Source organism: Janthinobacterium sp. HH104 (genome assembly GCF_001758715.1).
Taxonomy (GTDB): Bacteria; Pseudomonadota; Gammaproteobacteria; order Burkholderiales; family Burkholderiaceae_D; genus Janthinobacterium; species Janthinobacterium aestuarii.
On the sequence record NZ_LRIB01000001.1, the window covers coordinates 96,561 to 102,560 of the forward strand.

5 protein-coding genes and 1 other RNA gene are annotated in these 6,000 nt (G+C 59.8%); 5 read left to right on the forward strand and 1 reads right to left on the reverse strand.

Features of this window, described 5'->3' with window-relative positions; all coding sequences use genetic code 11:
* The first annotated feature begins 95 nt into the window (after positions 1-95).
* Together ribH and nusB are read left to right on the forward strand one after the other, a co-directional pair.
* Positions 96-578 carry a 6,7-dimethyl-8-ribityllumazine synthase gene (ribH, locus tag JAB6_RS00465; RefSeq protein ID WP_034759563.1) on the forward strand — a complete coding sequence of 161 codons (483 nt, stop codon included), beginning with the start codon at positions 96-98 and terminating at the stop codon, positions 576-578.
* 91 nt (positions 579-669) lie between these two features.
* A complete protein-coding gene (gene nusB, locus JAB6_RS00470; RefSeq protein WP_034759129.1) occupies positions 670-1,140 on the forward strand; it encodes a transcription antitermination factor NusB in 471 nt (156 codons plus the stop codon).
* Between the two features lie 120 nt (positions 1,141-1,260).
* Here the strand turns inward: nusB and JAB6_RS00475 are convergent, their stop codons facing one another.
* Positions 1,261-2,184 (reverse strand): lytic transglycosylase domain-containing protein, encoded by a 924-nt coding sequence (locus tag JAB6_RS00475; RefSeq protein WP_070300916.1) that lies wholly within the window; start codon positions 2,182-2,184, stop codon positions 1,261-1,263.
* Positions 2,185-2,662: 478 nt separating this feature from the next.
* Here JAB6_RS00475 and ubiD point away from each other — a divergent pair, with 478 nt between their 5' ends.
* From ubiD to dnaX, 3 genes are all read left to right on the forward strand, one after another.
* Positions 2,663-4,147: a 4-hydroxy-3-polyprenylbenzoate decarboxylase gene (gene ubiD / locus JAB6_RS00480; protein ID WP_083292446.1), complete on the forward strand. Its 1,485-nt coding sequence runs from the start codon at positions 2,663-2,665 to the stop codon at positions 4,145-4,147.
* Between the two features lie 200 nt (positions 4,148-4,347).
* An RNA gene (ffs, locus tag JAB6_RS00485) (signal recognition particle sRNA small type) lies at positions 4,348-4,446 on the forward strand.
* A gap of 239 nt (positions 4,447-4,685) precedes the next feature.
* The coding region (dnaX, locus tag JAB6_RS00490; protein ID WP_070300919.1) for a DNA polymerase III subunit gamma/tau at positions 4,686-6,000 on the forward strand (1,315 nt) is incomplete at its 3' end.

Consider the following 6,000-nt stretch of genomic DNA (forward strand, 5'->3'; position numbering starts at 1 on the left):
TGCCGCTCGCTACGATTTTGTCAGGCGTCAATGTGAGAGTAAACGATGGCGGCATGTGTGTGTCGCCCTGAACCACCAGATTAAAGAGGCTTATGATGACAGTAGGAGCATATGAAACCAATTTTGCCGGCGAAGGTTTGCGCGTCGGTATCGTCCAGGCACGATTCAATGAAATCGTCGGCGGTGGCTTGCTGTCGGCATGCCTGGAAGAGTTGAGCAAGCTGGGCGTGGCCGATGAAGATATCCTGCACGTGACCGTGCCGGGCGCCCTGGAAATCCCACTGATTCTGCAAAAAATGGCGGAAACCGAGCAATTCGACGCCCTGATCGCACTGGGCGCCGTGATTCGCGGTGAAACCTACCACTTCGAGCTGGTATCGAACGAATCGGGCGCGGGCATCACGCGCGTCGGTCTCGATTACGGCATCCCGATCGCCAACGCAGTGTTGACGACCGAAAACGACGAGCAGGCGGAAGTGCGCATGCTGGTCAAGGGAGCCGAAGCGGCACGCGTGGCAGTGGAAATGGCCAATCTGGCGCAAGCGCTGGAAGAGTTGCAAGACACAGACGAGGATTAATCGTGCTTGCGCCGCAGTGTGCTGCCTGGCAGCGCACCGCGGTATTCGTCACTATCTGCAGTACATACGTATTTAAGAACAGGTAACAATCATGACTGAGAAAAATTTGCTCGCCAATCCCAGCAAAAACCGCACGCCGCGTCATCGCGCGCGCGAGTTTGCGCTGCAGGGCTTGTACCAGTGGCTGCTGAACAATGAAGACGCGACCACCGTCGTGAACAATATTCGCGCGGCCCACGGTTTCGACAAGGCCGATGGCGATCATTTCACGGTGCTGCTGTACGGCGCCATCAAGGATTCGCTGGCGCTGCGCGAAAGCATGGCACCATTGATCGACCGCAATATCGCGGAACTGTCGCCGATCGAACACGGCATCCTGCTGATCGGCGCTTTCGAGCTGAAGAACAACATGGAAATCCCGTACCGCGTCGTCATCAACGAAGCGGTCGAGCTGGCCAAGTCGTTTGGCGGTATCGACGGACACAAGTATGTGAACGGCGTGCTCGACAAGCTGGCAGTGAAATTCCGCGAGGAAGAAGTCAACGCCAACAAGCGCAAGTAATATACAGAGTAGTTCCTGCGGCCACGGCCGCAGGCAGTAAAAAAGCCACCGGCACTTGCGTGCGGTGGCTTTTTTACTGGGTGCTGCTTTTTGGATGCCCCTGTGAGGGCTTTTAAAGGGTCACAGGCCGGCGATCTCGTTGTGGGGTAATACTTTGATGGTGATGCCGCTTTCCGCTACCGCTGCCGGTGCCTTGGCTGGCGCTGGCGTGTTCGATGCCATCACCGGTGTCGTGGTCGGCACGCGCTGGCCGGCGGACACTTGTTTCAGGCGGCGGTATTCGGCCAGCACGCGCGAGCCGTAGCCCGAGTCGGTGGCGAAGTTGGCGGCGCCCACGTAGGTTTTCAAGCCCGCTTCGACGGAACCGCCACGCGTGACGTAGTCTTTCAGGATCAGGGAGCCGACGCGGATGTTGGCGACGGGGTTCAGGGCTGCTTGCACGCCGCCCATTTCCTGGAAGCGCTCATGGTGCACTTTCGACATGACTTGCATCAAGCCTTGTGCGCCGACGGGGCTTTCCGCGAACGGGTTCAAGCCCGATTCGATGGCCATCACGGCCAGGATCAGCAGCGGGTCCAGCTTGATTTCACGGGCCGTCAGGTACGCCGTCGAGACGAGCATATTGGTCGCGTCGTTGGCCACGCGGTAGCGCTTGGAGAGCCAGTTGGTAACCCATTGCTGCTGCTTTTGCGTGCCCAGCAAGGCTTTTTCTTCCTTGCTCAGCGGCGCGTCGCTGGAGGCGGCCGTTTGCACGGAAGCGGGCGCTTCCATCAGTGCCGACAGGGCCGGCGCTTCAACGGCTTGCGCTTCTGCCATCGGCAGCGGGAACAGGCTGTGCGTCAGTTGCTTGCCCAGGTCAGGGCGGAACATCAGCAGGGCGATCAGTGCCAGGGCGGAAATGCCGAAGACTGTCAGTGTGTGTTGCGCAGTGGTTAAAACGCCACGGGCCGAAATGGCTTGTGCGCGGGCGCGCAAACGCGCCAACGCTGGCTGGCCAGCCACGGTTGAAGCAGGTAATGCTGCTTCAGTGCTACGATGAGTCATAGAGTTCCCCGAAATGTCGCGTCAACAGGCAGTCCCTCCGCGGTGTCGCGGTGTTGTGGGTACTGCCAATGCCGTGCATCAGAAATATCATCGTTTCCGCCGCGTATGGATGCGTGCGAGAAACGCCGTCATTGCTTGCTTGAGCTGATCGGTCCCATGCTGGTATTGGATCAGTCGCAATACAACTTTTACCGGGGGTAAGGCAGACGCCTTTTGAAAACACTCCTTAAAATGTCATGTGGAGCCCCGACTCCGTGAATGAAAGAGAAACGCTAAAATCAAGCTCTGGGCCGGCGTGCTCTTTCAAGTTGGGCGAATTGTAGAAGCCGTTTTATATCAAGTCAATACTAACGAATCGTTTCTTTATTACTTTTATGTCTTACTTTTTGACTTGCATTGTGCCAAAAGCCAATAAAATCAATTACTTGGCATAGATCCTTCAGCAACGGCGTCCGACGTCAAAAAAAATTAAAAACACATGAAATATTCAGATTTACGAGATTTTATTTCTCAACTGCAACAAATGGGTGAACTTAAGCCCATTTCGACCCCCATTTCACCGATTTTGGAGATGACGGAAGTGTGCGACCGCACCTTGCGCGCGGGCGGACCGGCCTTGCTGTTCAATAATCCGACGGGACACACCATGCCGGTGCTGGGCAACCTGTTCGGCACCACGCGCCGCGTGGCCTTGGGCATGGGCGCGGAAGACGTCAGCGAGTTGCGCAAGATCGGCCATGTGCTGGCGCGCTTGAAGGAACCGGAACCGCCGAAGGATTTCAAGGATCTGCTGGGCCTGGGCTCGCTGGTGAAATCCGTGTGGGACATGTCGCCGAAGGAGTTGCGCGGCGCGAAGTGCCAGGAAATCGTTTGGGAAGGCAACGACGTCGACCTCGCGCGCCTGCCGATCCAGCATTGCTGGCCCGGCGACGTCGCCCCCCTGATCACTTGGGGCCTGGTGATCACCAAAGGGCCGAACAAGAAGCGGCAAAACCTCGGCATCTACCGCCAGCAAGTGCTGGGACGCAATAAGGTCATCATGCGCTGGCTGGCGCACCGGGGCGGGGCGCTGGACTTCCGCGAGCACGCGATTCAAAGCAAGGGCAAGCCGTATCCGATCGCCGTCGCGCTCGGTGCCGATCCCGCTACTATATTAGGGGCCGTCACGCCGGTGCCGGACAGCCTGTCCGAATACCAGTTCGCCGGCTTGCTGCGTGGCAGCCGCACGGAGCTGGTGAAAGCCATCGGCAGCGAGCTGCGCGTGCCGGCATCGGCCGAAATCGTGCTCGAAGGCCATATCTATCCGGACGAAAACCATCCGAGCGGCTACGAGCATGCGCTGGAAGGGCCGTATGGCGACCACACGGGCTACTATAATGAGCAGGACAGTTTCCCCGTGTTTACCATCGACCGCATCACCATGCGCCGCGATCCGATCTACCACTCCACGTACACGGGCAAACCGCCGGACGAGCCGGCCGTGCTGGGGCTGGCGCTGAATGAAGTGTTCGTGCCGCTGCTGCAAAAGCAGTTCAGTGAAATCACCGATTTCTATCTGCCGCCCGAAGGCTGCAGCTACCGCATGGCCGTGGTGCAGATCAAGAAACAGTACGCGGGCCACGCCAAGCGCGTGATGTTCGGCGTGTGGAGCTTCTTGCGCCAGTTCATGTATACCAAGTTCATTGTCGTCGTCGACGAAGACGTGAATATCCGCGACTGGAAAGAAGTCATCTGGGCCATCACCACGCGTGTCGATCCGATCCGCGACACGACCCTGGTCGACAACACGCCCATCGACTACCTGGACTTCGCCTCGCCGGTCAGCGGTCTGGGCAGCAAGATGGGTATCGATGCGACCAATAAATGGCCGGGCGAAACGACGCGCGAGTGGGGCACGACGATTGCCATGACGCCGGAAGTGAAGGCCAAGGTGGATGGGATTTGGCAGGAGCTGGGTTTATAGATAGTGACGTAGGTCGGCTTAGCGCGCAGCGCGTAAGCCGACGTTGCGGTGCTTGCATGTTCGGCAGCGCTTGGATATCCAGGGCCTGCATACTTGGCAGTGTCGGCTTACGGCCTGCGGCCTAAGCCGACCTACGCCCACCTACGCAGCATTGACACGGCAATTTCCCAATCTTGCGCAGGTCGGTTATAATTGTCCCTGGCGGGCCCCTGCGCATCGTGGCATGGCTAACCTGGTCAGGTCGGGAACGAAGCAGCCACGGCTATTAACCATGAGTGCCGCAGATCAGGCTCGCCTCCTTCGGGAATGTTTTATCAGGATCAACAATCAAGCTGCCATGGGCAGCTTTTTTGCTTTTACGGCCCCGTTTTCTTGTCGATCCGCAGCATTGCCGGGCTTGCCGTGTTTTCACTGTTTCTAGCTGGCCATGTTATACAATTGCTGCTTTGCCGCGTTTGCCAGATTTGTCCTGGCCCGGCCATGAGGCTTGCGCCCGCCGCGCAGGATCACCCGCAAAATCGCATGGTAAAATCTCAGCATGTCCTATCAAGTCCTCGCCCGTAAATACCGCCCCAAGAATTTCGAGACGCTCGTCGGCCAGGAGCACGTCGTGCGCGCGCTCACGCATGCCTTGCACAGCGGCCGATTGCATCACGCCTATCTGTTCACGGGCACGCGCGGCGTCGGCAAGACGACCCTGTCGCGCATCCTGGCCAAGTCGCTCAATTGCATCGGCCCCGATGGCACGGGCGGCATCACGGCCCAGCCTTGCGGCCAGTGCGAAGCGTGCACGGCGATCGACGCGGGGCGCTTTGTCGACTATATAGAGATGGATGCGGCGTCGAACCGCGGCGTCGATGAAATGGCGCAGCTGCTCGAGCAAGCCGTGTATGCGCCAAGCAATGCGCGCTTCAAGGTCTATATGATCGATGAGGTGCACATGCTGACGAACCACGCGTTCAACTCCATGCTCAAAACCCTGGAAGAACCGCCCGAGCATGTCAAGTTCATCCTGGCCACGACGGACCCGCAAAAGATTCCAGTGACCGTGCTGTCGCGCTGCCTGCAGTTCAACCTCAAGCAGATGCCGCCCGGCCACATCATCAGCCACCTGGACAATATCCTGGGGCAAGAGGGCATCAGCTTCGAACAGCCGGCCTTGCGCCTGCTGGCCCAGGGCGCCCACGGTTCCATGCGCGATGCGCTGTCCCTGACGGACCAGGCCATTGCCTATGCGGCCGGCGCAGTGACCCTGGACGCCGTGCAAGGTATGCTGGGTGCGCTCGACCAATCGTACCTGGTGCGCCTGCTCGACGCGCTGGCGCAGCAGGATGGCGCCGACCTACTGGCCGTGGCCGATGAGATGGCGTCGCGCAGCCTGTCGTACAACGGCGCCTTGCAAGACCTGGGTACCTTGCTGCACCGCATTGCGCTGGCGCAAACCGTGCCTGCCGCCTTGCCGCAGGATCTGCCTGAGTACGCGGACATCGTCCGTCTGGCTACCGCGTTTGACGCGGAAGAAGTCCAGCTGTTTTACCAGATTGCCGTGCATGGCCGCAATGAACTGGGCCTGGCGCCCGACGAATACGCGGGCTTTACCATGACCTTGCTGCGCATGCTGGCCTTTCGGCCCGGCATAGGCGGCGCCGAAGGTGTGCCTGCTGCCGCGCCAGCTTCTGTATCGGGCAACCGTCCCGCTGCCGTGGCCGCCGCGCGCGCCGCGGCTGGCGCATCCGCACCGGCCGCCCGCGCCGCCACGAACAGCGTCGCCAGCCATGCAGCCGTGACGCCACCTGCCGTGGTGGCAGCCGCTGCCGGTGCGGATGCGCCCGCCGCGGCGCGCGCGGCTCCAG

What these genes read in the sequence shown, in the direction of transcription:
- ribH (WP_034759563.1), top strand. Translation starts at nt 96, where the DNA reads ATGACAGTAGGAGCATATGAAACCAATTTTGCCGGCGAAGGTTTGCGC.
- nusB (WP_034759129.1), top strand. Translation starts at nt 670, where the DNA reads ATGACTGAGAAAAATTTGCTCGCCAATCCCAGCAAAAACCGCACGCCG.
- JAB6_RS00475 (WP_070300916.1), bottom strand. Translation starts at nt 2,184, where the DNA reads ATGACTCATCGTAGCACTGAAGCAGCATTACCTGCTTCAACCGTGGCT.
- ubiD (WP_083292446.1), top strand. Translation starts at nt 2,663, where the DNA reads ATGAAATATTCAGATTTACGAGATTTTATTTCTCAACTGCAACAAATG.